The organism is Xanthomonas sp. DAR 35659 (genome assembly GCF_041242975.1).
In the GTDB taxonomy this organism is placed as follows: domain Bacteria; phylum Pseudomonadota; class Gammaproteobacteria; order Xanthomonadales; family Xanthomonadaceae; genus Xanthomonas_A; species Xanthomonas_A medicagonis.
The window spans coordinates 2,791,479-2,817,254 of sequence record NZ_CP162488.1 but is presented as its reverse complement, the minus strand read 5'-3'; the positions used below and the strand labels follow the sequence as shown (position 1 = coordinate 2,817,254).

At 69.5% G+C, this 25,776-nt stretch carries 14 protein-coding genes; all 14 read right to left on the bottom strand.

Annotated elements, in window-relative coordinates; genetic code table 11:
* Window positions 1-126: 126 nt before the first annotated feature.
* A complete protein-coding gene (locus AB3X07_RS11855) occupies window positions 127-2,685 on the bottom strand; it encodes a methyl-accepting chemotaxis protein (protein WP_369938817.1) in 2,559 nt (852 codons plus the stop codon).
* Window positions 2,686-2,988: 303 nt separating this feature from the next.
* Entirely contained in the window at window positions 2,989-5,241 is a 2,253-nt protein-coding gene (locus tag AB3X07_RS11850) for a methyl-accepting chemotaxis protein (protein WP_369938816.1), read from the bottom strand.
* Window positions 5,242-5,463: 222 nt separating this feature from the next.
* The gene (locus tag AB3X07_RS11845) at window positions 5,464-5,607 is read right to left on the bottom strand and encodes a hypothetical protein (RefSeq protein ID WP_369938815.1); all 144 of its coding nucleotides are present in this window, start codon (window positions 5,605-5,607) and stop codon (window positions 5,464-5,466) included.
* Between the two features lie 662 nt (window positions 5,608-6,269).
* Window positions 6,270-8,627: a methyl-accepting chemotaxis protein gene (locus tag AB3X07_RS11840; RefSeq protein WP_369938814.1), complete on the bottom strand. Its 2,358-nt coding sequence runs from the start codon at window positions 8,625-8,627 to the stop codon at window positions 6,270-6,272.
* A gap of 13 nt (window positions 8,628-8,640) precedes the next feature.
* Complete coding sequence (locus tag AB3X07_RS11835; RefSeq protein WP_369938813.1) at window positions 8,641-9,405, bottom strand: transporter; 765 nt, start codon at window positions 9,403-9,405, stop codon at window positions 8,641-8,643.
* A 295-nt stretch (window positions 9,406-9,700) separates the two neighbouring features.
* Window positions 9,701-12,361: a methyl-accepting chemotaxis protein gene (locus tag AB3X07_RS11830; protein ID WP_369938812.1), complete on the bottom strand. Its 2,661-nt coding sequence runs from the start codon at window positions 12,359-12,361 to the stop codon at window positions 9,701-9,703.
* 278 nt (window positions 12,362-12,639) lie between these two features.
* The gene (locus tag AB3X07_RS11825) at window positions 12,640-14,883 is read right to left on the bottom strand and encodes a methyl-accepting chemotaxis protein (RefSeq protein WP_369938811.1); all 2,244 of its coding nucleotides are present in this window, start codon (window positions 14,881-14,883) and stop codon (window positions 12,640-12,642) included.
* 343 nt (window positions 14,884-15,226) lie between these two features.
* Complete coding sequence (locus AB3X07_RS11820; protein WP_369938810.1) at window positions 15,227-17,389, bottom strand: methyl-accepting chemotaxis protein; 2,163 nt, start codon at window positions 17,387-17,389, stop codon at window positions 15,227-15,229.
* Between the two features lie 520 nt (window positions 17,390-17,909).
* Complete coding sequence (locus AB3X07_RS11815; protein ID WP_369938809.1) at window positions 17,910-20,075, bottom strand: methyl-accepting chemotaxis protein; 2,166 nt, start codon at window positions 20,073-20,075, stop codon at window positions 17,910-17,912.
* Window positions 20,076-20,598: 523 nt separating this feature from the next.
* Complete coding sequence (locus AB3X07_RS11810; protein WP_369938808.1) at window positions 20,599-22,596, bottom strand: chemotaxis protein CheA; 1,998 nt, start codon at window positions 22,594-22,596, stop codon at window positions 20,599-20,601.
* Between the two features lie 34 nt (window positions 22,597-22,630).
* A complete protein-coding gene (locus AB3X07_RS11805; protein ID WP_369938807.1) occupies window positions 22,631-22,996 on the bottom strand; it encodes a response regulator in 366 nt (121 codons plus the stop codon).
* Window positions 22,993-23,301: an STAS domain-containing protein gene (locus AB3X07_RS11800; RefSeq protein ID WP_369938806.1), complete on the bottom strand. Its 309-nt coding sequence runs from the start codon at window positions 23,299-23,301 to the stop codon at window positions 22,993-22,995. Before AB3X07_RS11800 ends, AB3X07_RS11805 begins: the two co-directional genes overlap by 4 nt.
* A 235-nt stretch (window positions 23,302-23,536) precedes the next feature.
* A complete protein-coding gene (locus AB3X07_RS11795) occupies window positions 23,537-24,988 on the bottom strand; it encodes a chemotaxis protein CheW (protein WP_369938805.1) in 1,452 nt (483 codons plus the stop codon).
* Complete coding sequence (locus tag AB3X07_RS11790; RefSeq protein ID WP_369938804.1) at window positions 24,985-25,773, bottom strand: ParA family protein; 789 nt, start codon at window positions 25,771-25,773, stop codon at window positions 24,985-24,987. The genes AB3X07_RS11795 and AB3X07_RS11790 overlap by 4 nt, the downstream gene beginning before the upstream one ends.
* Window positions 25,774-25,776: the final 3 nt, after the last annotated feature.

Here is a 25,776-nt window from a genome sequence, read left to right as displayed (position 1 = left end):
CGAAAAATTGACCAGGCGCTTTCCGTTTTGTGACGCCTCGCGATGCGCGGGCCCTGCCTCGCAGGACGGGGCAGGGGGTGTGCCGGGCGTGCCGGCCCGGCGGCCCACGGGATGCGGGCTGGGGGATCAGGCCCCGTGTGCTTGGAGGCCCAGGGGGCTGGCCGCTCGCGTGGCGTGCCTTGTATCTAGTGCTGGAGCTTTGCTGGATGGACTCGGCGATACGCCAGGATGGGCCTTGGCCGTGGACGCGGTGGTGGACAGCTTGAAAGCCCCGACCGCATCGGCCAACTGGCCGGCCTGTTCCTCCATCGCGCGCGCGGCGGCGGTGGCTTCCTCGACCAGCGCGGCGTTCTGCTGGGTGGCCTCGTCCATCTGGGTGACGGTCTGGTTGACCTGTTCGATGCCGGCGGACTGTTCCTGCGAGGCAGCGGAGATCTCGCCCATGATGTCGGTCACGCGCTGCACCGAGGCCACGATCTCCTGCATGGTCTGGCCGGCCTGACCGACCAGGGTCGAGCCTGCGGCGACGCGCTCGACCGAATCGTCGATCAGGCCCTTGATCTCCTTGGCCGCGCCCGCCGAACGCTGGGCGAGGGTGCGCACTTCCGAGGCGACCACGGCGAAGCCGCGGCCCTGTTCGCCGGCGCGCGCCGCTTCCACCGCGGCATTGAGTGCCAGGATGTTGGTCTGGAAGGCGATGCCGTCGATGACGCTGATGATGTCGGCGATCTTCTTCGACGACGCCTCGATCCCGCTCATGGTGACGGCGACCTGTTCGGCCACTTCGCCGCCTTGCGAGGCGACCGAAGCGGCGCCCACGGCGAGCTGGTTGGCCTGCCGTGCGTGTTCGGCATTCTGCTTCACGGTGGAGGTCAGTTCCTCCATGGACGCGGCGGTTTCTTCCAGGCTGGCGGCCTGCTGCTCGGTGCGGCGCGACAGGTCGTCGTTGCCGGTGGCGATCTCGCTGGCCGCGGCATTGATGCTGACCGCCGCGGTCTGGATGCGGCCGACGATATCGGCGAGCTGGTCGGCGGTGGCGTTGGCGTCGTCGCGCATGGTGGCGAACACGCCCTGGAACTGGCCGTGCATGCGCGCGGTCAGGTCGCCGGCGGCGATGGCCTTGAGCAGCGTGGACAGGGCGTCCAGGTTGCCGTCGGCGGTGGCCATCAGCTGGTTGAGGCTGTCGACCATGACGCGGAAGTCGTACTGGAAGCGCTGCGCATCGCCGCGCACGGCGAAGTTGCCGGCCGCCGCCGCCGAGGACAGGTGGTTGATCTCCTGGTTCATCGCGGTCAGGTTCTGCTTGACCGTGCGCATGGTCTCGGTCAGCACCGCCTTCTCGCCGGGCAATTGCTCCATGTCCTCGGACAGGTCGCCGATCGCGTAGCGGCCCATGATCTGCGCCAGGCGCTGGGTCAGCGCGATGTGCGAAGCGGCCAGCGCGTTGCTGTCCCGGACCATGCGCCCGTAATCGCCGGGGAAGGCGTCGGCGTCCATGCGGTGGCTGATCTGGCCCGCGTCGTGGCGCTGCGCCATCTCGACCTGCGCCGCCAGCACGCGCTGCACTTGCTCTTGCATCCGCTGCATGTTCTCCAGCAATTGGCCGCTTTCGTCGCGGCTGGTCGCCGCGATCGCGGTGTCCAGACGGCCTTGCGCGATCTGGGCGGCGACGCTGGCGGCACGACGCACGTTGCGGGTCAGCGCCGCCAGGGTGCGCACACACAGCACCACCAGCAGCAACGTCAGCAGGCTGAGCCCGGCGATCGTCCACCACATCGCGCTGCGCGCTTCCGCCAGGTGGCGGGCGGACTGTCCCTGCAGGGCGCGCAGCGAGGCGGCGCTCAGCGTCTGCAGCGCCTGGCCCCATTCGTCCAGTGCGCGATTCCAGCGCTGGTCCGCGTCGGGCGCACCGCTGTCCAACGCGCCGGAGAGTTGCGCCAGGGCGTGGTCGGCCCGGCCCGCCTCGGTCGCGACGGCCGCGGCCAGCGCCGGATCCGGACGCTCGAGCAGGCCCAGCGCTTTTTCCAGTTCCTGCCGCAGCCGTGCATGGTGGCGGGCGATCTGCGCGAGTTGCTCGTGCAGGACCGGCGCCTGCGCGCCGGCCTGCGACGGGTCGGCGGCGGCATCCAGGCGCGTCAACGCCTCGCTGGTGTCCGGGCCGTAGATCAGGCTGGCCACCACCAGGTGGTAGCTTTCCACATAGGGCGTGTAGACCAGTTGGCTGTCGTCGCGCATCGCATCCAGCGCGGCGGCGGCGCGCTCGGCGACCACCTCGCTGTCGCCACGCCCGGTGGCCAGCGTCTCGCGCAGGCGCGCCAGCGCCTTTGCGCTCTGGTCGAAGCCGGGCAGGGTGGGCACGCTGCGTTCCAGCTCGGCCAGCGATCGATCCGCGCGACCCGCCGCCGCCTGCGCATGGGCGCCGGTTTCGACGCGTTCGGCCTGCAGCGCACCCAGTAGCGACAGCATGTCGCGCAGTGGCGCATAGCTGCGCAGTTCGCTGCGGCTGACGCCGACGCTCTCGTCGAGCTTGTCGCTGTAGAGCAGGACCGGGGTCACCAGCCCGGCCAAGGCGAGCAGGCCGATGACGCTCAGTTTTTTGGCGATCGCCAGGTCGTGCCAGGCACGGACCATGCGATGCAGGCCGTGAGGGCGGGGAGAGGCGGCGGCCTGGGGGGACAGGGGCATGAAGAATCTCTGATACGTCGGCGGGACGACCGCCAGGCCGCGCGCGGCGAGGGCCGGGCGGCGTCTGCCGGTCGAGCGGGGCGGGCTGTCCTTGGCCGCGATCTGCGTGTGGAGCGGGGATGTAGCCGGCACTTCGCGAGGATTGGCCGAGTGGCGATGGAGCGGGAAGCGGTCGCTGGTTCGGAGCGGGTGTGGATGCGGCGGCATCCGGCGGTTGGATCCGACAAGCGCCGCGGCGGCCACAAACGCGATCGCCATGCCGGAGAACCGGCATGGCGATCGTCGGCCGATTGCTGACCGGCCTTAGAACTCGTGCCAGCTGGTGTCGGCGGTGATCGCGGCAGCGGCGGCACCGGCCACGCGCTTGGGAGCGGTGCCGCGCACCGTGCGCGGCGCCGCTGCCTGCGCCTTGACCACCGCGGCGATCGGAGCCGGGACGCTGGTCGGCTGGCGCCGGCTCGCCGTCGCGGCGCCATCGTCGATCTTGAACACGGCGACGGTGTCGGTGAGCTGACGTGCCTGGTCTTCCATCGCGCGCGCCGCGGCGGTGGCTTCCTCGACCAGCGCGGCGTTCTGCTGGGTCGCCTCGTCCATCTGCGTCACGGTCTGGTTGACCTGCTCGATGCCGGCGTACTGTTCCTGCGAGGCGGCGGAGATTTCGCCCATGATGTCGGTCACGCGCTGCACCGAGGCCACGATCTCCTTCATGGTGCGGCCGGCCTGGTCCACCAGGGCCGAGCCTTCGGCGACGCGGGTGACCGAGTCGTCGATCAGGCCCTTGATCTCCTTGGCGGCATTGGCCGAGCGCTGGGCGAGGGTGCGCACCTCGCTGGCGACCACGGCGAAGCCGCGGCCCTGTTCGCCGGCGCGTGCCGCTTCCACCGCGGCATTGAGTGCCAGGATGTTGGTCTGGAAGGCGATGCCGTCGATGACGCTGATGATGTCGGCGATCTTCTTCGACGAGGTCTCGATGCCGCTCATGGTGACGGCGACCTGTTCGGCCACTTCGCCGCCCTGCGAGGCGACCGACGCGGCCCCAACGGCAAGCTGGTTGGCCTGGCGCGCGTGTTCGGCGTTCTGCTTCACGGTGGAGGTCAGTTCCTCCATGGACGCGGCGGTCTCCTCCAGGCTGGCGGCCTGCTGCTCGGTGCGGCGCGACAGGTCGTCGTTGCCGGTGGCGATCTCGCTGGACGCGGCATTGATGCTGACCGCCGCGGCCTGGATGCGGCCGACGATGTCGGCCAACTGCGCGGCGGTGGCGTTGGCGTCGTCGCGCATGGTGGCGAACACGCCCTGGAACTCGCCCTGCATGCGCGCGGTCAGGTCGCCGGACGCGATGGCCTTCAGCAGCGTGGACAGCGATTCCAGGTTGCCGTCGGCGGTGGCCATCAGCTGGTTGAGGCTGTCGACCATGGCGCGGAAGTCGTACTGGAAGCGCTGCGCATCGCCGCGCACGGCAAAGTTGCCGGCCGCTGCCGCGGAAGCCAGTTGGCCGATCTCCTGGTTCATCGCGGTCAGGTTCTGCTTGACCGTGTCCATGGTCTCGCTCAGCACGGCCTTCTCGCCGGGCAGTCGATCCATGTCCTCGGACAGGTCGCCGATCGCGTAGCGGCCCATGATCTGCGCCAGGCGCAGCTTGACCGCGATGTGCGAACCGGCCAGTTCGTTGCTGTCGTGCACCATGCGCCCGTAGTCGCCGGGGAACGCCTTGGCGTCCATGCGGTAGCTGATCTGCCCGGCATCGTGGCGCTTGGCCATTTCCGCCTGCGCGGCCAGCACCGACTGCAACTGGGTCTGCATCTTGTTCATGCTGATCAGCAGGCGGCCGGTCTCGTCGCGCGACTGGGTGTCGATGGCGTTGTCGAGCTTGCCCGCGGCGATCGCGTCGGCGACGGTGATGGCCTGGCCCATGCGCTTGACCAACTGGCGCCGGATCACCAGGCCCATGCCCATCGCCACGACGACCGCGATCAGGCTGCCCAGCAGCACCGACCACTTGCCCCGCGCGCGCACGGCCTCCAGCTCGGCGGCGCGCTTGGCCAACAGGCCGCTCTCCTCGTTGCTGAAGTCGCTGAGCAGCTGGCGGATCTTGCCCATCGCGACGCGGTCGCGTCCCTCGCGAAACACGGCCAGCGCCTGCTCGGCGCCGTTGTCGCCCTCGCGGATGCCGATGGTGTCCTTTTCCACGGCCAGCAGTTGCTGGTACGCCTTGTCCACTTCCGCCAGGCGCGTCTGTTGCTTGGGATTGTCCACCGTCAGTTGCTTGGCGTCGGCAAAGCCCTTTTCGAACGCGGCCTGGCCCTTCTCGAAGGGCTGCAGATGCTGCTTGTCGCCGGACAGCAGGTAGCCGCGCGTGCCGGTCTCGATGTTCAGGGCGTTCTCCTGCATCTCCTCGCCGCTCGCCAACACCTTGAACGTGTGTTCGTTGATCTCCATCGCGCTGTTCAAGCTGGACTGGCTGTTGAGGCTGATGGCGCCGACGACGAGCATCACCAGCACCACGGCGCCGAAACCGATCGCGAGTTGGGTGGAAATGGTCAGATTCTTGGATTTCATAGGGCTGTACCGGTCAGGTGGACGACGATCGAACGGTGGAGCGGAGTCGGCCGCTTCATTGGCCAAGGCGGAAACAGCCGTCTGCAAGGGTTCGTGACGATGCAGGCGTAATGGCACAGCGAAGTTCTTGGTCTTGGCCGCGCCAGCAGCGCGAGCAAGGAACAAAAACTTGAGTAGTATTTTTTAGACAAATTCCAAAACTGAGACGTTTAGCGGCGGCTTTCACGCGGTCTTGAGGGTTGAAGCCAAAATTTTCCACAACTGTGGCTTGTATTCCGTATCGCGGGTCATGAAGCGATAACTGTTCTCATTCAATGCCTTGCATTCGCCGGGCAACGGCTTGGCGATGGCGCGGCGTGCCAGCAAAGGCGGTTGTTCGCCAGCGCGGCAGCCGTCGTCTTCGCAACGCGTGCCGGGCGTTGTCTCGCATGTCCTGTGATGTCTCGACCGAGCGGTATGCCGACCGATTGCGTCGGAGTTCCCTGCAGCCCGCGCCGCTGCGCTCGCCCGCGACATCTGGGCGCGCTGCGCGTGGCGCGCTTGTCAGTGTCGATCCGCGGCCTGGCGCTCGCCGCCGTCGCGATCGGCGGCACGGCAATGGCGCGAGGCGGGGCGGGCGGTGTCGGAGTGCCATCGAGGTCGGGCACGGTGACGCCGCCGTGCAGCCGCATGGCTTGCGCTCCCATCGCGTACAACAAAATGCCGACCGCGCCGCGGGGCGGCGTCCGACGTCGTAGCGTTGCGGAAGGGGGCGTCATGACGTGCCTCATCGATCACCGAGCATTGGCGCAGAAGCTCCACCTCGCCGCGTTCGCGTGGGACGCGGCGTGGCGGACTGGAGCGGCTAGGCGGGGCGGCAATGAATGACGCGCCCACAGGCATGGAACCGGCCTGTCGCGGTGTCGCTGTGCTATCCGTGCATGACGCTACCGTCGCCTTGATTGAATAGCGGCGCGGTTGCACGCTGATCGATAGCCTCTTCGGCGTAGGTCGATTCCCGACCCTGAACGGTTGATTTCCCTACAGGCTCAGGAAGGCTGCCACTGCGCGTCGATCGTATCGGCGAGGGCTTGCGCATCCTGCTCCGCGCGTGCGTGCCCGGCCGAACCTGGCGCCGAGGCAGTGCGGGCCATGATCGCGGCGAGGGCGGAAGCGCCGGCCGCGCGTGGCGCGTCCTGCACCAGCCGGAACACCGCGACCGCGTCGCTCAACTGCACCGACTGCTCTTCCATCGCGCGTGCCGCCGCGGTGGCCTCCTCGACCAGGGCGGCGTTCTGCTGGGTGGCCTCGTCCATCTGGGTCACGGTGCGGTTGACCTGCTCGATGCCGGCCGACTGTTCCTGCGACGCGGCGGAGATCTCGCCCATGATGTCGGTCACGCGCTGCACCGAGGCCACGATCTCCTGCATGGTCTGGCCGGCGCGGTTGACGAGCAGCGAACCGTCGGCGACGCGGCCGACCGAGTCGTCGATCAAGCCCTTGATCTCCTTGGCGGCATTGGCCGAGCGCTGGGCGAGGGTGCGCACCTCCGAGGCGACCACGGCGAAGCCGCGACCCTGCTCGCCGGCGCGCGCCGCTTCCACCGCGGCATTGAGCGCCAGGATGTTGGTCTGGAAGGCGATGCCGTCGATCACCGAGATGATGTCGGCGATCTTCTTCGAGGAAGTCTCGATGCCGCTCATGGTGCTCACCACCTGCGCGACCACCTCGCCGCCCTGCGAGGCGACCGCGGCCGCTCCCGCCGCGAGCTGGTTGGCCTGGCGCGCATGCTCGGCATTCTGCTTGACCGTGGAGGTCAGCTCCTCCATCGAGGCGGCGGTCTCTTCCAGGCTGGCGGCCTGCTGCTCGGTGCGACGCGAGAGGTCGTCGTTGCCGGCGGCGATCTCGCTGGCGGCGGTGTGGATGTTGCCGGTGGCCTGCTGGATGCGCGCGACGATGCCGGCCAGGCGTTCCGCGGTGGCGTTGGCGTCGTCGCGCATGGTGGCGAACACGCCATGGAACTCGCCATGCATGCGCGCGCCGAGGTCGCCGTCGGCCAGCGCGCTGAGCAGGCGCGAGACCTCGTCGATGCTGACCGCGTTGGCGTCGAGCAGGCTGTTGAGCTGCTGCGCCAGTAGCAGGAAGAAGCCCTGCTTGCCGTCGCCGTCGATGCGCTTGGACAGGTCGCCGGCGGCGGCGCTGCGCACGACCTCGGCCACTTCCACTTCGACCTTGGCCTCGGCGGTGCGGTCGCGCCACTCGCACACGAAGCCCAGATGCTCGCCGGCCTCGTTGCGGATCGCGGAGATCTCCTGGGCGATGCAGGCGCTGCGATAGCGCACTTCGCGCTGCGCCGCGCCCTGGCGATCCAGTCGCTGGTAGATCTCCGCGTCCTGCGCATTGCCCACTTCCAGCAGCGAGACCGACTGGCCGACCACATCGAGCGAGCGGTCGAAGGCCGGCGCGCAGGCGCGGATGTCCTCGCCATAGCTGCGCAGCAGGGTCTGCAGCGCGCCGTTGGCGTAGACGATGGTCAGGTCGGGATCGGCGATGTACATGCCGGTCGAGGCGTTGTCCAGCGCGGTGCGGATGCGCAGGTTCTCGGCGGCCACGCGCCGCTCGCGCTCGATCCGCTCGCGCAGTTCGCGCTGCATCCGCGCCAGCGCCGCCATCAGGCTGTTGCCGTGCTTGGCCGCCACCGGGATCGGCTGGTCCAGCCGGCCCTCGGCGATGTGCCGGGCCGCATCCATCGCCACCCGCGGCTCGCCGCCGAGCAGGCGCGACACCGAGCGCAGGATCCAGCCGGCGGCCAGGGCCAGGCCCAGCACCGCCAGCGCCACGGCGCTGGCCTGCTGCCAGGTGGCGCGGCGGCTGTGCTGTTCGGCGGCGCTGCGGCTGGCCTGATTCAGCGCCAGGATGCGCTCGCTGATCGCGCCCATGCGCGTTTCCAACTGCGAGAATTTTTCGGTGAAGTCGGCATAGGCCGCGCTGCTGTCGGCATGCGTCTCCACCACGTGGATGACCTGGTTCGCGGCGGCGATGTAGGCCTGCAGCGCGGGCGCGACCGCCTCCAGCTCGGCGCGCAACGCCGGGTCCAGCGGCAGCTTGCGGTTGTCTGCCAGCGCCTGGCGGAATTCCTCGGCATGTTCGTCGAGCGAAGCGTGCGCCGCCTTGATCCCGGCGTCGTCCTGGCGCGAGGCGGCCAGCAGCGCTGTGGTCACGTCGCCGCGCAGGGCGTCGTGCATCATGTCCGCCTGCATGTGGTTGCGCAGCGCGTCGGAGGAGGTGACCTGCGCGGCGACCGCGCCCAGCAACCCGTGCTGTGCGCTGTAGCCGACGCCGCCCAGCGCGAGCAGCGCGAGCACCGCCACCAGCACCAGGATCGCCAGCATGTGCATGATCTTCATGGGTGCGCCCTGGTCAGAAACGGAAGGACAGGCCCGCGCCGAGCGCGTGATCCGGTGAACGGTCGTTGAGGCCGTAGCTGTAGGCCACATCCAGTTGCACGTCGTTGCTCAGCAGCCAGGCCGAGCCGACGTCGAGCAGGGCGACGGTGCCGCCGTCGTCGCTCTTGGCGATCTGCGGCAGCGCCAGTTCGACGAACGAACGGCTGCGTTCGGTCCACGACTTGCCGAGCACCACGCCGAAGATGCCGGCCGCGTAGCGGTGGCCGTCCTCGTTCTCGTCCCAGATCACGCCCGGCATCACTCCGGCGGAGAGGCTGTCGCTGAGTTCCCATTCGGCGACCAGGCGGAACGACGGCCGCGCGCCGTTGCCGCGCAGGCGCTGCGCGCCGCTGGGCAGGTCCACGTGCAGCAACCAGGCCAGCGAGGCGCCGTCGTCGGACCCGGCCAGGTGATGCTTGACCCCGAGCGAGACGTCGGAGAAACCGGAAATGTCGCCATCGCCGCCGGGCACGTCGTTGTGCTGCCAGCCGTCGGTTTCCAGGCGCAGCTCCCAGGTCGAGCCGAGGCCGTAGCGGAACAGGGTAGGGGTGGCATAGCCGTTGGCGCCGTCGTCGCGCTCCCAGGCGACGCTGGTCTCCACCTGCAGCCGGCGGTCGCCGACGGTGAGGCTGGATTCGACGAAGTCCGGGCGATCGGTGGCGATCGGCTCCTCTTCGGCGTGCGCGAGGCTGGCGATGCCCAACAAGGTCAGGCAGCTGGCGAGAACGATCGGCTTCATTGCGGTCCCCTGAACGGTCGATCCTGAAACGCAGGTACTTGGCTGCGGTATGTCCGTGAACTGGCCGGGGATGGGTGTGGACCGGCCGTCGCGGTGACGGATGCAGCTAGCGGAATGTCCTCACGCTAACGGCCCCGGTGACACTTTCTTTAAATTTGTCCGTCCAATGGCGTGGGAGGCCATCGCGGCGGTCATGCGCCGACCGCGCCTGAGCGCGGTCGCGCAGTGCAACATGCGTGCGCGCGCCGGCGCGGCGGATGCCGGCCGGCGCCGCGCGGGGAGCGGCGGGCAGGGCTCAGAACTCCTGCCACTGCCCCTCGTTGCCGTGGCTGGATACGCTGGTCACCGCACGCACCGGCGCCTGGCTGCGCTTGCCCGGCGTGCTCCTGGGCTTCGTGGTCGCCGGCACCGCCGCCACGACCGGCCGGGCCGTGGCCGCCGCCGGGGCGGCGGCCGTCGCGTCGAGCTTGAATAGCGCGACCGCCTGGGTCAGCTGGCCGGCCTGGTCCTCCATCGCGCGCGCCGCGGCGGTGGCTTCCTCGACCAGGGCCGCGTTCTGCTGGGTGGCCTCGTCCATCTGGGTGACGGTCTGGTTGACCTGTTCGATGCCGGCGTACTGTTCCTGCGAGGCGGCGGAGATCTCGCTCATGATGTCGGTGACGCGTTGCACCGAGGTCACGATCTCCTGCATGGTCTGGCCGGCCTGGTTCACCAGCGCCGAGCCTTCGGCGACGCGGGTGACCGATTCGTCGATCAGCCCCTTGATCTCCTTGGCGGCATTCGCCGAGCGTTGCGCCAGGGTGCGCACCTCGCTGGCGACCACGGCGAAGCCGCGGCCCTGTTCGCCGGCGCGCGCCGCTTCCACCGCGGCATTGAGCGCCAGGATGTTGGTCTGGAAGGCGATGCCGTCGATCACTGAAATGATGTCGGCGATCTTCTTCGACGAGGTCTCGATGCCGCTCATGGTGACGACGACCTGGCTGGTCACTTCGCCGCCCTGCACGGCGACCGTCGCCGCGCCGGCCGCGAGCTGGTTGGCCTGGCGCGCGTGCTCGGCGTTCTGCTTGACGGTGGAGGTCAGCTCCTCCATCGACGCGGCAGTCTCTTCCAGGCTGGCGGCCTGTTGCTCGGTGCGGCGCGACAGGTCGTCGTTGCCGGCGGCGATCTCGCTGGCGGCGCTGTTGATGCTCAATGCCGCGGTCTGGATGCGGCCGACGATGCCGGCCAACTGTTCGGCGGTGGCATTGGCGTCGTCGCGCATGGTGGCGAACACGCCCTGGAACTCGCCCTGCATGCGCGCGGTCAGGTCGCCCGCGGCGATCGCCTGCAGCAGGGCGGACAGCGCCTGGAGGTTGCCGTCGGCGGTGGCCATCAGCTGGTTGAGGCTGTCGACCATGGCGCGGAAGTCGTACTGGAAGCGCTGCGCATCGCCGCGCACGGCGAAGTTGCCCGCCGCCGCGGCGGAGGCCAGGTGGTTGATCTCCTGGTTCATCGCGGTCAGGTTCTGCTTGACGGTGCGCATGGTCTCGGTCAGCACCGCCTTCTCGCCGGGCAGTTGCTCCATGTCCTCGGACAGGTCGCCGATCGCGTAGCGGCCCATGATCTGCGCCAGGCGCTGGGTCAGCGCGATGTGCGAAGCGGCCAGCGCGTTGCTGTCGCGGACCATGCGCCCGTAATCGCCGGGGAAGGCGTCGGCGTCCATGCGATGGCTGATCTGGCCGGCGTCGTGGCGCTGCGCCATGTCCTTCTGCGCGTCGAGTACCGCGCGCAGTTGCTCCTGCATGCGTTGCAACGAGCCGAACAGGCTGCCCAGTTCGTCGTTGCGCGGGTACTGGACGCGGCTGTCCAGACGCCCGTCGGCGACGGCGCCGGAGACCTCCACCGCCCGCGCCAGCGGCTGGACCACCAGCCGCCGCAGCAGCACGAACAGGCCGCCGCTGAGCAGCAGCGCCGCGCACAGGCCGACCGCGACGATGGTCCAAAGCAGCGAGCGCGCCTGCGCCATCAGCACCGCGCGCGGCACCGACACGCCCAGCGCGAACCGTTCCTGCGCCTGGCCGATCTGCAGCGGCACGTAGACTTCCACGTCGGTGCCGCCGGTCTGCGCGTCGGCGACCTCGCGGATCACGTTCTCGCCCTTGTCGATACTGGCCAGCAAGGCGCGCGTGGCCGGGTCCTGCAGCTTCTTGCCGACCATCGCCGGATCGCGGTCGGCGATGATCGCGCCGCCGGGCGACAACAGGCGCACGCGGCCCTCGCCCAGCGGGCGCAGCTTGGCCACGCGCTCCTGCAGCTTGGCCAGGCCGAAGTCGGTGGTGACCACGCCCAGGAACTTGCCGTCCTCCATGATCGGCGTGGTCAGCGTGGTCATCAGCACCTTGTTGCCGCCGATTTCGTATACGTAGGGCTCGACCACGGTCGGGCGGTGCTGCTGCCGTGCCTTCAGGTACCAGTCGCCCGCGCCGGGCACCTCGTAGTCGCGCAGCGGCTCGCGCACCTGGGTGTCGCCCTGCCAGGCCCAGTACACCATGTAGCGGCCGCTGGCGTCGTGGCCCTGGGTGTTGGCGTAGGCGCTGTCGTTGCCGTCCAGCGCCTGCGGTTCCCACAGCGTGCCCAGGCCGGTCCAGTCCGGATGCTGGCGCAGTTCGCGGTGCAGGATGTCGCTGAACGTGTCGCGGACCTTGCCGTCCTGGTTGCGCTGCGCCAGCAGCGTGTTGGCGAAGGCCTGGTTGGAGACGAAGGCGGTGCCGATGTCGCTGGAGATGCGTTTGGCTTCGAGATAGGCGGCATCGGTCATGCCGGCCTTGGCCGAGGTGAGCAGGGCATCGCTGCTGCGCACGTAGATGATCGCGGCGGTGACACCGAAGCACAGCACGGCGATCGATGCCACGCCGAGCATCAGGCGGGTGGCGACGCTGGTGGAGCGGGAGGTGGGTGTCGGAGGCATGGCATTCATCGGCTGGCGGGAGGACGGGCGAACCCGTACGCGGCTGCGGCGTCGGGCGCTGGAGCGCGTGCGACGGCAGGCGGGGCATGTCGGGTTCTGAGTCGTTAGCGGCACTGCGTCGCAAAAATTGAACCGGCCGCGGAAAGCCGCGGCCGGTCGGTCTGCCTTCCTTCAGCCTGGCTGGGCGGGCGGCGTACCTACGCCCCGACCCGCAGCGTGGCTTGCGCGGCGCCGTGCCGCCGGTGTTCGGCGGCCGGCACGTGCGCAGCCGCGCCGCGCGGCCGTGCTCAGAACTCCTGCCATTGCGCGGTGTCGGCAGCGGCGGCGACGGCGTGCACCGCGCGGCGCGGGGCCGGGCCGCGGCCGATCGCGGCCGGCCGGGCCTGCGTGGCCGACCGGGCCGCGGCCGCGCCGGGCCTGGACGCCGTCGCGACCGTGCCGACGACGGCATCGTCGAGCTTGAACACCGCGACCGCAGCGGTGAGCTGGCCGGCCTGGTCTTCCATCGCGCGTGCCGCGGCGGTGGCCTCCTCGACCAGCGCGGCGTTCTGCTGGGTGGTCTCGTCCATCTGGGTGATGGCCTGATTGACCTGCTCGATGCCGGCGTACTGCTCCTGCGAGGCGGCGGAGATCTCGCCCATGATGTCGGTCACGCGCTGCACCGAGGCCACGATCTCCTGCATGGTGCGGCCGGCCTGGTCCACCAGCACCGTGCCCTGCGCCACGCGGCCAACCGAGTCGTCGATCAGGTGCTTGATCTCCTTGGCCGCGCCGGCCGAGCGTTGGGCGAGGGTGCGCACCTCGCTGGCGACCACGGCGAAGCCGCGGCCCTGTTCGCCGGCACGTGCCGCTTCCACGGCCGCATTCAAGGCCAGGATGTTGGTCTGGAAGGCGATGCCGTCGATCACCGAGATGATGTCGGCGATCTTCTTCGAGGCGGTTTCGATCCCGCTCATGGTTGCGACGACCTGGCCGACCACGTCGCCGCCCTGCGAGGCGACCGCGGCCGCGCCGACCGCCAGTTGGTTGGCCTGGCGCGCATGCTCGGCGTTCTGCTTGACCGTGGAGGTCAGTTCCTCCATGGACGCGGCGGTCTCTTCCAGGCTGGCGGCCTGCTGCTCGGTGCGGCGCGACAGGTCGTCGTTGCCGGCGGCGATCTCGCTGGCCGCGCCATCGATGCTGCGCGCGGCGGCCTGGATGCCGCCGACGATGCCGGCCAGTTGCGCGGCGGTGGCGTTGGCGTCGTCGCGCATAGTGGCGAACACGCCCTGGAACTCGCCGTGCATGCGCGCGCTCAGGTCGCCGGCGGCGATGCAGCGGAGCATCCGCGACAGCGCGTCGAGGTTGCCGTCGGCGGTGGCCATCAGCTGGTTGAGGCTGTCGACCATGGCGCGGAAGTCGTACTGGAAGCGCTGCGCGTCACCGCGCACGCTGAAGTCGCCGGCTGCGGCGGCCTCGGCCAGGGCGCCGATCTGGTGGTTCATGGCGCTCAGGTTCTGCTTGACCGTCTGCATGGTCTCGGTGAGCACGGCCTTCTCGCCGGGCAGGCGGTCCATGTCCTCGGACAGGTCGCCGACCGCGTAGCGGCCCATGATCTGCACCAGCCGCATCTTCACCGCGATATGCGCCGCGACCAGGGCATTGCTGTCGCGGACCATGCGCCCGTAGTCCCCGGGGAACGCCGCTTCGTCCATGCGGAAGCTGATCTGGCCGGCGTCGTGGCGCTGCGCCATTTCCGCCTGCGCCGCCAGCACCTCGCGCAACCGGGTCTGCATGCTGCCCATGCTCACCAGCAGCTGCCGGGTCTCGTCGCGCGATTGGGTGTCGATGACGGTGTCGAGCTTGCCCGAGGCGATGGCGTCGGCGACGCCGGTCACCTGGCCCAGGCGCTTGAGCAACTGCCGCCGGATCAGTACGCCGATGCCCACCGCGACCAGGATCGCCAGCACGCCGCCCAGCAGCACCGACCAGCGGCCTTGCGCGCGCACCGCCTGCAACTGCTGGCCGCGATGGACCAACAGGCCGCGCTCTTCCTCGGCGAAGGCGCCCAGCAGGGTGCGGATCGTGCCCATCGCCTTGCGGTCGCGGCCTTCGTTGAAGACGGCGATGACCTGATCCTGGCTGTCGGGACGCGCGCGCAGGTCGATGATCTGCTGCTCGATCCGCACCAGGTCCTGATACGCGGCCTGCAGCTGTTGCAGCCGCGCCTGCTGCCGCGGATTGTCCGCGGTCAGGCGCTGGGCGTCGGCGAAGCTCTTGGCGAAGCCGGCCTGGCCGAACACGAACGGCTGCAGGTGCTCCTTGTTGCCGGACAGCAGGTAGCCGCGGGTCCCGGTTTCCACGTTCAGCGCGTTGGCCTGCATGAGTTCGCCGGTGGCCAACACCTGGAAGGTGTGCTGGTTGATGGCGACGGCGTCGTTGAACTTGGACTGGCTGCGCAGGCTGATCGCCCCGACGATCAGCAACACCAGCACGACGGCGCCGAAGCCGAGGGCGAGCTGGGCCGACAGGGACAGGTTCTTGGTCTTCATCGATGATCCACAGAAAGGGAAGAACGGGCTGCAACGGCGTGGGATGCGGTGCGTTGCATCCATGACCTCATGTAGCGGCCAATCCCTTTGATGGATTCAATCGTTTTTTTGATATCGATAGATAGTTTTATTCAATCGATTGAGCTTGTTGCTTTAGGTTGTGCCTTTCAGTAGAAGTATTGGGATGTGCATTCGCCAAGACCGGTGATGCGGAGCCCATGCGTGCGATCCGAACTGCGACCTGCCTGAACGAAAAAACCCACCGACTGCGGTACGCCGCAGCCGATGGGTGTGGGGACAACGCGTTACAGCCCGCCGGGTCGCACTCGGCCGGCGGTTGGCGCTAGGCGCGGAGGCGCTGCGCCGGCGGTGCCGGCAAGGCACGCGACAGCGCCGGGCGGGTGCTGGCATGGTCCGCCAGCTTGAACACCGCCACCGCGGTGGTGAGCTGGCCGGCCTGTTCCTCCATCGCGCGCGCGGCGGCGGTGGCTTCCTCGACCAGCGCCGCGTTCTGCTGGGTCGCCTCGTCCATCTGGGTGACGGTCTGGTTGACCTGCTCGATGCCGGCGTACTGCTCCTGCGAGGCAGCGGAGATCTCGCCCATGATGTCGGTCACGCGCTGCACCGAGGACACGATCTCCTGCATGGTCTGTCCGGCCTGACCGACCAGGGTCGAGCCTGCGGCGACGCGCTCGACCGAATCGTCGATCAGGCCCTTGATCTCCTTGGCCGCACCCGCCGAACGCTGCGCGAGGGTGCGCACTTCCGAGGCGACCACGGCGAAGCCGCGGCCCTGTTCGCCGGCGCGCGCCGCTTCCACCGCGGCGTTGAGCGCCAGGATGTTGGTCTGGAAGGCGATGCCGTCGATGACGCTGATGATGTCGGCGATCTTCTTCGAGGAGGCCTCGATGCCGCTCATGGTGGTCACCACCTGCGCGACCACGTCGCCGCCCTGCGAGGCGACGGAGGCCGCGCCGACCGCGAGCTGGTTGGCCTGGCGCGCGTGTTCGGCATTCTGCTTCACGGTGGAGGTCAGCTCCTCCATCGAGGCGGCGGTCTCCTCCAGGCTGGCAGCCTGTTGCTCGGTGCGGCGCGACAGGTCGTCGTTGCCGGTGGCGATCTCGCCGGCGGCGGCGTTGATCGAGACCGCGGCGTGCTGGATGCGGCCGACGATATCGGCGAGCTGGTCGGCGGTGGCGTTGGCGTCGTCGCGCATGGTGCCGAACACGCCCTGGAACTGGCCGTGCATGCGCGCGGTCAGGTCGCCGGCGGCGATCGCCTTGAGCAGCGTGGACAGGGCGTCCAGGTTGCCGTCGGCGGTGGCCATCAGCTGGTTGAGGCTGTCGACCATGACGCGGAAGTCGTACTGGAAGCGCTGCGCGTCGCCGCGCACGGCGAAGTTGCCGGCCGCCGCCGCCGAGGCCAGGTGGCCGATCTCCTGGTTCATCGCGGCCAGGTTCTGCTTGACCGTGTCCATGGTCGCGCTCAGCACCGCCTTCTCGCCGGGCAGGCGGTCCATGTCCTCGGACAGGTCGCCGATCGCGTAGCGCCCCATGATCTGCGCCAGACGCTCGGTGACGGCGATATGCGATGCGGCCAGGGCATTGCTGTCGTGGACCATGCGCCCGTAGTCGCCGGGGAACGCCGCTGCGTCCATGCGGTAGCTGACCTGGCCGGCGTCGTGGCGCTGCGCCATTTCCGCCTGTGCCGCCAGTACCGCGCGCAACTGCTGCTGCATGCGCGCCATGGCGGTCAACAGGCGCCCGGTTTCGTCGCGCGCCTCGGTGCGCACGCTGTTGTCCATGTCGCCGCTGGCGATGGCCTCGGCGGTGCGTGTGGCCAGGTTCAGTGGCACGGTCAGGCTGCGGGTGATCGCGAATGCCAGCAGGGCGCTGATCGCCAGCGCCAGCACGGTGCCGCCAATCAACAGCATCCTGCTGCGGTCCATCGACCTGAGTGCCGTCTGGTAGGCATCGTTGCTGCGCGATTCCTGGCGGCTGACGAAGGCGCGGATGTCGTTCTGCCAGGCCAGCGTCGTGGGGATGGCGGCCCGATTGAGTTGGTCCAGTGCGGTGGCGGTCTCGCCTTTCCCCGCCAGGGCCACGATCTGGTCGTTGATCGTCTTGGCGGCACTGCGCTTTCGATCCATTTCCGCGCGCATCGCCCGGCCGGTCGCGGTGCTCGGCATGGCGTCGAAGCCGGCGGACGTCTTGGTGTAGCGCGCACGCTGCTGCGCGATCGTGTCCAGCGCCTTTTGCCGGGTCGCCGCGTCGGTCGCGGTCACGTAGGTGGTGAGCCCGATCAGGATCGACGAGTTCGCGTCGAGCATCTGGTTGCTGAGATTGATCTTGACGATACGGTCGAGCACGATCATGTCCAACTGCTTGCGCGCCTCGGCCATGCCGGACAGGCCGATGGTCACCAGCGCCACCGACAGAAGAATCAGCAGGCCGAATGCCGCCGACAGACGGACGCCGACGTTGTAGCGTTGCAGAAAAGCGGTCATTTCAATCTCCAGTGGAAGAAGCGGGGGTATCCGCGTGCGGCACGCGGCGCCGGAGCGCTGAATTCGAGGAGGCACGACCGGACAGGCCGCGGCGGACAGCATGCGTCCCACCCGCACGCGTGCCGCGCAATGCGAGAGACGGCCATGGCCGGCGACCTGTCTTTTTCCTGACTTGTCTTTCACTTCAACGACCGGCGGCGCACGCCGATCGATCCCCATGAAGCGTCGGCATCCTTCCCGAGGCGTGCCGCTGTGCACCACTTGTAGACAAAAACCGTGCTGCTAAGTCTGTATCGACAAGTGTGCCGAGTTCTTTAGCCTGGATGCGTGATTTCGCCTTGTACGGCGACAGGGGCAATGGCGGGGCGCGAGCCGATCGCCTGGTCTTCCGGGCCGACCGATTGACATGAAGCAGAAAGCCCATCGACCCCGGCTTGCGCGGTCGATGGGCGAGTGGTGATGGCGCGCGTGACAGCCGGCCTGCGGCCGGGTCGCGCGCGCGTCCGGCCGGCAGGTGTCGCTAGGCCCAGCGCCGTTGCGCCGGCGGTGCCGACAAGGCGCGCGTCGCCGCCGGGCGGGCGATGCTGGCCTGCTCGGCCTCCAGCTTGAACACCGCCACCGCAGCGGTGAGCTGGCCGGCTTGATCTTCCATCGCGCGTGCCGCGGCGGTGGCTTCCTCGACCAGCGCGGCGTTCTGCTGGGTGGTTTCGTCCATCTGGGTGACGGTCTGGTTGACCTGCTCGATGCCGGCGTACTGCTCCTGCGACGCGGCGGAGATCTCGCCCATGATGTCGGTGACGCGCCGCACCGAGGCCACGATGTCCTGCATGGTCCGGCCCGCCTGGTCCACCAGCACCGTGCCCTGGGCGACGCGGCCGACCGAGTCGTCGATCAACTGCTTTATCTCCTTGGCGGCGCCGGCCGAGCGTTGGGCGAGGGTGCGCACCTCGCTGGCGACCACCGCGAAGCCGCGCCCCTGTTCGCCGGCACGCGCCGCTTCCACGGCCGCGTTCAAGGCCAGGATGTTGGTCTGGAAGGCGATGCCGTCGATGACGCTGATGATGTCGGCGATCCTCTTCGAGGCGGCTTCGATCCCGCTCATGGTGGCGACGACCTGGCCGACCACCTCGCCGCCCTGCGAGGCGACGGAGGCCGCGCCGACCGCGAGCTGGTTGGCCTGGCGCGCGTGTTCGGCGTTCTGCTTCACGGTGGAGGTCAGCTCCTCCATCGAGGCGGCTGTTTCCTCAAGACTGGCGGCCTGTTGTTCGGTGCGGCGCGACAGGTCGTCGTTGCCGGCGGCGATCTCGCCGGCGGCGGCATTGATGCTGACCGCCGCGGTCTGGATGCGGCCGACAATGCCGGTCAGTTGGTCGGCGGTGGCATTGGCGTCGTCGCGCATGGTGGCGAACACGCCCTGGAAGTCGCCGTGCATGCGTGCGGTCAGGTCGCCGGCGGCGATGGACTGCAGCAGCGCGGAGAGCTTGCCCAGATTGCGGTCGCTGACTTCCATCATCGCGTTGAGGTCCTGCACCATCAGCCGGAAATCGTGCTGGAAGCGCGCGACATCGCCGCGGGCGCTGAAGTCGCCGGCCGCCGCCGCGGCGGCCAGACGCTTGATCTCGGTATTGATCGCCAGCAGGCTGGCCTTGGCCGCGTCCATCGATTCGTGCAGCACCGCGCGGCTGCCGGGCAGGCGCCGGGCGTCGCGGCGCAGGTCGCCGTTGGCGTACTCGTTGAGGATCTCCACCGCATCCACGATCGCGTCCAGATGCTCGAACATCATCGTATTGATGCCCTTGCTCAGGTCGCCATACACGCCGGGGAAGTCCTGCGGCATGCGGTGCGTGATGTCCTCGTCGGCGTGCAGCTCGATCATCCGCGAGGTTTCGTTGGAGAAGCGTTGCAACTGCGTCTGCATCTTCTCCATCGCGTTGAGCAGGCGGCCGGGTTCGTCGCGGGCGTCGCTGCGCACGTCGTTGTCCAGGCGGCCGTCGGCGATCGCCTCGGCGGCGCGGGTGGCGCGGTGCAGCGGCCGGGTCAGGCTGCGGGTGATCAGCCAGGCCAGCCCCGCGCTGATCAACAGCACGCACAGGCCGCCGCCGATCAGCTTGAAGCGGCTCGCGGCCATCGAGGACAACGCGGTCGCATAGGCCTGCTTGCTCAAGCGCCGCTGCAGATCGGCATTGGCGCGAATCGCCGCCTGCTGCTCGTCCATCGCCACCTGCGCGGCGCCCAGCAGCAGGCTTTGCGCCTGCGCGTTCTGGTCCTTTTCGCCCAAGGCCAGGACCTGGTTGTTGAGCGCCACCGAGACCTGGCGCTTGGTATTGACCAGGTCCAGCGCCTGGCGTTCGACGGCGCCGTTCGGCATCGCCTCCAACGCATCGTGGGCGTGCGTGAAGCGCTCGCGGTTGGCCTTGATGAAGTCCAGCACGCGCTGGTTGGCGGCATCGCCCTGCACGATGGTGATGTCGCGCAGCCCGATCGCCACATTGGTGTTGGCGTCGAGCATGTCGTTGGACAGCCGGATCTTTTCCATGTTGTCGTTGACGATGGCATCGAGTTGCCGATGCGCGTTGGCCATGGTCGCCAGTCCGATCGCCACCAGCAGCCCGGACAACAGGATCAGCACGCCGAAGGCGACACCGAGGCGGCGGCCGACGTTGTAACGTTCAAGGATTGTGTTCATGTCAGACCTTTCTCATCCACTGGATGGGCCGCGCGCCTGGCTGGCGCTTCGGCGGGAGTGCTGCGCGTGGGTCGCGTCGTTGCGATGCCACGTCCACCTTATCGACGCGGCGAAAGCAAACTTGCATGGAGGCGTTTGCGTTGCCGTTAGGTAGCTGTCTGGCGGCTTTGCGCGTTGCGCGATCACGACGTTTCTCCGACAGGCCATGCTGCTGGAAACGGCGATGCGCCGACATTTCTTGGTGTGTGCGTGCCACGGTGCGAGCCGCGCGCGCCGTGGCATGGCGACGCGCCGATCGGATGTGGTGCGCGCGGCAGGCACGCCCAGTCGCCTGCGTGCGCGATACTCATGTCATGGCGGCGCACGTCCGCCGTCGCATGGCGCTGCGCCTTGCAAGCAGCGCATGGCGCCGAGCGGCGCGATCCGGCGCGCGCCTGCGCCGCCAACGCAAAACGCCCCGGCATCGCTGCCGGGGCGTTTACGGTTGCTGGCCGCGCGGCGCGTGGCCGCGAGGCGACAGCGATCAGGCCGCCTGCGGCACCTTCAGCGCGCGCACCAATCCGCCGATGTCCACGATCAGCGCGACGCGGCCGTCGCCGAGGATGGTGGCGCCGGAGATGCCACCGATGCGCCGGTAGTTGTTCTCGATGTTCTTGACCACCACCTGCTGCTGGCCGACCAGTTCGTCCACTTCCAGCGCGATCTTCTGGCCGTCGGCCTCGACCACCACCACCAGCGGCTCGGCCTGTTCGGTGCGGCCGTAGCCGTAGGAATCGGCCAGCGACAGGATCGGCAGGTACTCGCCGCGGACCCGCAACACGCGGCCTTCGCCGGCCATGGTGCGGATGTCGTCGGGCTGCGGCTGCAGCGCTTCGAGCACGTAGGCCAGCGGCAGGATCAGGGTCTCGCCGGCGACGGACACGGTCATGCCGTCCAGGATCGCCAGGGTCAGCGGCAGCCGGATCAGCACGCGCGTGCCGCGGCCGGCGTTGCTTTCCAGCTGCACTTCGCCGCCCAGGCCCTGGATGTTGCGACGGACCACGTCCATGCCCACGCCACGGCCGGACAGGTCGGTGACCGCGTCGGCGGTGGAGAAGCCCGGGGCGAAGATCAGGTCCCAGACCTGCGCGTCGCTCGGGTTGTCCGGCACGGCGATGCCGCGTTCGGCGGCCTTGGCCAGGATGCGGTTGCGGTTGAGGCCGGCGCCGTCGTCGCTGACTTCGATGACGATGTGCCCGCCCTGGTGCGAGGCCGCCAGGGTGATGGTGCCGGTCTCGTCCTTGCCGGCGGCGCGGCGCGCCTCGGGCATTTCCAGGCCGTGGTCGATGGAGTTGCGCACCAGGTGCACCAGCGGATCGGCGATCTTCTCGATCAGGCCCTTGTCCAGTTCGGTGCCCTCGCCAATCGTGCGTAGGCGCACCTGCTTGCCGAGGCGGGTGGACAGGTCGCGGACCAGGCGCGGGAAGCGGCGGAACACCGCGTCCACCGGCAGCATGCGCACGCCGATCACCGCTTCCTGCAGGTCGCGGGTGTTGCGTTCGAGCAGGTCCAGGCCGGCGAACAGGCGCTCGGCTACGGCCTGGTCCAGGCCGGTGGAGACCTGCTTGAGCATGGCCTGGGTGATGACCAGTTCGCCGACCAGGTTGATCAGCGCATCGACCTTGTCGACGCTGACCCGGATCGAGCTTTCCGCTTCGTGCGCGGCGGCGGCGTTGCCGGCCGGCGCGTTGGCGGCGACGGCGGCGGCCGGGGCGGCGGTGGCGCTGGCCGGGGGCTGCGCCAGCACCGGCGCCGGCGCGCTGGCCAGGCTCGGCGGCGGCACCGCACGGATGTCCAGCTCGCAGTCGTCGATGACCCAGGCGAAGGTGTCTTCGATCGCGCTGCGCGGGATCTTGCCGACCAGGCCCAGGTCCCAGGCCAGGTAGGCCTCCAGCGGGTCCATGTCGTTGAAGCCGGGCAGGCGGCCGGTGCGGCAGGCGACCTGCAGCGGGCCGAGGTGTTCGAGTTCGCGGATGATGCGCAGCGGGTCGTTGCCGCTCATGAACAGCGACGGCGCCGGGGTGAAGCCGATCTGCCAGGCTTCCGGTTCGGCCGACTGGTTGGCGGCCGGGGTCGCGACGGGCGCGGCGGCGGTGCCGTTCAAGGCCAGCTGCAGGCGCTCGTGCACGGCCTGGACCGCGACCGGGTCGGCCGGGGTGCCGTGCTCGGCTTCGCGCAGCAGCGCGCGCAGCACGTCCACCGAGCCCAGGATCGCATCGATCGCATGCCCTTCCACTTCGCGCTTGCCGGCGCGCCACTCGTCGAGCAGCGTCTCCAGCACGTGGGTGAGGCCGGCCATCGCCTCGAAGCCGAAGGTGGCGGCGCCGCCCTTGATCGAGTGCGCGGCGCGGAACACCGAGTTGATCACTTCGGGATCGCGGTTGCCTTCTTCCAGCGACAGCAGTCCGGCTTCCATCGCGTCCAGCCCTTCGCGGCTCTCCTCGAAGAAGGTGGCGTGGAAACGTTGCAGGTCCATGCTCATGGGCGGGGAATCCGGAAAAAGGAAGGGAAGGGAATCAGCCCAGGACTTTCTGGACGGTGGCGATCAGCTGTTCGGGATTGAACGGCTTGACCAGCCAGCCGGTGGCGCCGGCGGCCTTGCCTTCGGACTTCTTCTCCGCCGCCGACTCGGTGGTCAGCATCAGCATCGGCGTGAACTTGTAGTCAGGCAGCTGCCGCAGTTCGCGGATCAGGGTGATGCCGTCCATGTTCGGCATGTTGACGTCGGTCACCACCGCGTTGAAGCGCTGGCCCTTGGCGCGGCCCAGCGCGACCGCGCCGTCTTCGGCTTCTTCGACGGCAAAGCCGGCCGAGGTGAGGGCGAAGGCGACCATCTGGCGCATCGACGCCGAATCGTCCACCACCAAGATACGTGCGCTCATGCGGCGTTCTCCACAGATTTCAGGTTGTCAGGGGTTGCGGGAAGGCCCAGCGATTCGCTGACCCCCAGTAGGCGTGCCGCGTCGCGGAACGTGTCGTTGCAGGCATCGAAGACGGTGCGTTTGCCGTCCTGGCGGCGGGCGTCGACGAATGCGCACAGCACCTGCACGGACGCGGTGTGGATGCGGCGGACCTCGCCGGCGTCCAGTCGCAGTTCGCCGTCCGACGCCAGGAACGGGGTCAGGCGTTGTTTCAGGTCGGCGCTGGTCTCGATGCCGAGATCCTCGCCTAGGGTGACTGTGCTCATCGTTGCTCCGCACGAATGGTTCTATCGCAGATAACGGCCAATGCGCGGGAAGCTTTAGCGGCGCATCGGGAAAGTGCGGTGTGGTTGGCAGTCGCCGCGGCTGGCGGCCGTGCTGCGCAACGCGGGCGGCGGGCCGCCACCGCTGGCGGGCGCCGCGGGACGGCGGCGCTGCCGGGTGTCTCGGTCGCCGGCGCGCCGGCCCGCGACGCGGGCCGGGCGGTGCGGCGACGGCGGATCAGTGCAGCAGTTGCTCGGCGTCGAGCAGGATCATCGGCTGCTGCGCCAGGCGCGCCACGCCGCGGAACAGGTGGTTGGAGATGCGGCAGATGCGGGCGTTGTCGGGCGGCTCGATCTGCTGGTCGGTGAGGCTGGCCACGTCCTCGACCGCGGACACGCGCAGGCCCAGGGTCTCGCCGTTCTCTTCCAGCACCACCACCCGGGTCAGCATGTCCATCTCGATCGGCGCGGCGCCCAGGTGGATGCCCAGGTCGATCACCGGCACCACCTGGCCACGCAGGTTCATGATCCCCAGCATCGCCGGCGGGGTGCCGCGCAGCGCCAGCAACGGCACCGGCAGCACCACTTCCTGAACCTTCAGCAGTTCCAGCGCATAGGCCTGTTCGCCGCAGCGCAGGCGCAGCCAGCGGGTGCTGCGGTCCGGCGCGCGGCGCTGGTGCGCGGAGGCTTCGGGAGCCGCGCTCGGCGCCATGAACGACTGCAGATTGGGCGGCAGCCGCGCGCCGCCGGCGGCCTGCGCGCGCTCGGCCTCGACGCGGCGTTCCGGCGGCACCGCCATCGGCGGGCGCTTGACCGCGCGCGCCGCGGCGGCATCGTCCTCGGCGGCCAGATCGCGCGGCGGCGCGGCGGCGCGTTGCATTTCCATCGCCGCGACCGCGTCCAGATCGGCCTGGCGCTCGGCGTCGGACGGCGCCTGCTGCGACATGATGCCGGCCAGGGCCGGATCGGAATCGGCTTCGGCGAGCACGGCGGCGGCGATTTCTTCCGGCGTCGGACCAGCCGGCGCGGGCGCCAGCGCCTGTTGCGACATGATGCCGGCCAGGGCCGGATCGGAATCGGCTTCGGCCAGCACGGCGGCGGCGATTTCTTCCGGCGTCGGACCAGCGGGCGCGGGTGCCAGTGCCTGCTGCGACATGATCCCGGCCAGGGCCGGATCGGAATCGGCTTCGGCCAGCACGGCGGCGGCGATCTCTTCCGGCGTCGGGCCAGCCGGCGCGGGGGCCGGTGCCTGTTGCGACATGATCCCGGCCAGGGCCGGATCGGAGTCGGCTTCGGCCAACACGGCGGCGGCGATCTCTTCCGGGGTCGGGCCAACTGGCTTGGGTGCCAGTGCCTGTTGCGACATGATCCCGGCCAGGGCCGGATCGGAGTCGGCTTCGGCCAGCACGGCGGCGGCGATCTCTTCCGGCGTCGGGCCAGCCGGCGTCGGTGCCAGTGCCTGCTGCGACATGATGCCGGCCAGGGCCGGATCGGCGTCGGCCTCGGCCAGAACCTTGGCGGCGATCTGCTCCGGGGTCGGACCGGCCGCAGCGGCAGCGTCCGCCGCGGCGACCGGCGGCGCCTCGGCCACGGCCGCCGACGACGCCTGCCGCTCGGCGTTGCGCTCCTCGGCGATCACGTCGTGCAACAGGCCTTCCAGATAGTCGTCGATGACCCCGGGCGTGCTCATGCCGCCTGCTCCTGCTGCATCGGCGCGGCGTCGCTGGCGATCAGCCATTCCAGCGCACGGCGGTACGCGGCCAGGCCGCGGCCGGGGTAGTCGCCGGGAATGCCGGCGACCGTCAATGCCTTGACGTTGCAGATCTTGGTGTCGACCGGGATCGCGTCTTCCCAGACCCGCTCGCCGTAGGCGTCCTGCATCTGCCGCAGGGTGTCGTTGCCGGCGCGGGTGCGCTTGTCGAACAGGGTCGGCAGGATCGAGGCGGGCAGCGGACGGCGGCGCGAGCGCTCGACCATGTCCACGGTGCGGACCATGCTGGCCAGGCCATGCAGCGCCAGCGGCTCGGCCTGGGTCGGGATGATCACGCGGTCGGCCGCGGCCAGCGCGTTGATCATCAGCAGGCCCAGGGTCGGCGGGCAGTCGAGCAGGATGTAGTCGTGCTGGCCGGCATGCCGCGTCATCGCCTGCTGCAGCGCCAGGCCGAGCCCGGGCTGGTTGGCGCTGCGCCGCTCCAGCGTGGCCAGCGCGGTCTGCCCGCAGACGTAGCCGAGGCGCTCGATGGCGGTGGCGCGGGCCAGCGTGGCCAGGTCGCCCGGCGGGGTCGAGAACAGGTCGAGCACGCCGCTCGGCGGCGGTTCCTGCGGAACGTCGAAGGCGCGGGTCAGCGAGGCGTGCGGATCGAGATCCAGCATCAGCACCCGATGGCCGAGCATGGCCAGGCCACGGCCCAGCGCCAGCGTGGTCGTGGTCTTGCCCACGCCGCCTTTCTGGTTGGCAATCGCCCAGATGCGCATCAG